Source organism: Mucilaginibacter sp. P4_G9, assembly GCF_056400985.1.
Window position 1 is genome coordinate 1 of record NZ_JBFUKF010000851.1, and the last position, 902, is coordinate 902.

Consider the following 902-nt stretch of genomic DNA (forward strand, 5'->3'; position numbering starts at 1 on the left):
GTGTAGTAACAACCGAAGCGGAATTTACAGCTAAAATTACCGAAGAACTTGAAACAATGATGGTACAGGATTCTGAACGCAAATTGCAGGATGATATCTACAAAGTAAGCATTGCTAAAGTTGACTTTAATTTACCTGACGAATTTTTAAAACGCTGGTTAAAAGCTACCAATGAAAAACTGACTGCAGAAGAGCTGGAAGGTGGTTATAATGATTTTGCTCAAAACCTTAAATGGACTTTGATTGAAAATAAAATAATTACTGATAACAAAATCGAACTTAAGTACGATGAAGTTTTCGCTTTGGCTAAACAACGTTTAGATCAGCAATTCAGAATGTACAGCCCGCAACCGATCCCCGAAGATCAGTTAGCGCAGTACACTGTTCAATACCTGCAAAACAAAGAGAATGCTAATAAAATATTTGAAGAAGTAAAAGCATTAAGAGTATTTGACTTTATTAAAGGTGTGATCACTTTGGATAAACAAGATATCCTGTTTACCGATTTCAATAAACTAGTTTCTGAAAAATAGGCCCGCTCTAAATCTACCCTGCCGGTTGGCGAAGAGACCTTAAGAAGCGATATATAATTTACCAAAAGCAACTCACAAGGTTGCTTTTGGTGTATAATAGCATATTGCATAAAAAGCACTCATAAAAAACACGTCATTGCGAGTGGTAAAATCCGTGGACTCTGAAGGGGGAATGACGTTACTAAAAGGGCTGTCATGCTGAGCCTGTCGAAGCATAGCGGGCAAAGGCCCCTCCGCACGAGTCTTCGACAGGCTCAGACTGACAGGCCTTTACACCTTGAAAGTCTAATACGTCATGGGTAGGTACGAAGCAATCCAAAACTATGCAGATCGGATTTGCAAAGCTACGCTGTAAGGCGGGTATTGCTT

General features: G+C 39.2%; 1 pseudogene. It reads left to right on the forward strand.

Annotation, left to right across the window (positions count from 1 at the left end):
- Window positions 1–533 (forward strand): annotated as a pseudogene (locus tag AC1DPZ_RS28130) (trigger factor); the annotation flags it as partial.
- Window positions 534–902 lie beyond the last annotated feature (369 nt).